The organism is Amycolatopsis sp. SID8362 (genome assembly GCF_010550475.1).
Taxonomy (GTDB): domain Bacteria; phylum Actinomycetota; class Actinomycetes; order Mycobacteriales; family Pseudonocardiaceae; genus Amycolatopsis; species Amycolatopsis eburnea.
In genome coordinates this window covers 1-567 of record NZ_JAAGNB010000054.1, presented here as the reverse complement: position 1 = coordinate 567, position 567 = coordinate 1, and the positions used below count along the sequence as shown (strand labels likewise).

Genomic DNA, 567 nt, shown 5'->3' with positions numbered 1-567 from the left:
CCGCTGCGGCTCGTGGGCTGGTCGTTCGGGGCCGCGGTGGCGGCCGAGATGGCGCTGCTCGCAGCCGGCCGCGGCACCGACGTCCGCGCGCTCACGCTGCTCGATCCGCCACCGCTCGCGCCCGGCGAACGAGCCGACCCCGCGGTGCCCGCCGGTCTGCTCGCGGCCGTTCTGCCCGGGTGGAGCACCGAACGGGTGCGTACCGAACTGGACCGGCTGCCGGCCGGGCCGGCCCGCGACCGCGCGCAGGACCTGCTGTCGGCGTACCCGTCCGGTGCGGACGACCCGGTGCTGCTCGACCGCGTGACGGCCTTGCTGCACAACCAGGCAGCGCTCGAGAACTGGGTTCCCCGCGGTGGGCTGGCCCACGTGACGATCGTGCTGTCGGCCGCGACCGCTGCGCGGTGGACCGACCTCGCCGGGTGGCAGCGGCTGGCCGAGTCGGTCGACGTCCGGACGGTGCCCGGAGACCACACCTCGATGTTGCGCGACGCCGGAGCCGAGCGCGTCGCGTCGATGCTCGACCAGGAGGACCTCGCGTGAGCCACGCGCCGGAGATCATCCACA

General features: G+C 75.3%; 1 protein-coding gene. It reads left to right on the top strand.

From position 1 onward, the window contains the following. Positions 1-543, top strand: a 543-nt coding sequence (locus G3I65_RS01450) for an alpha/beta fold hydrolase (RefSeq protein WP_160693978.1), incomplete at its 5' end; no start/stop codon positions are given. Between the last annotated feature and the right edge of the window lie 24 nt (positions 544-567).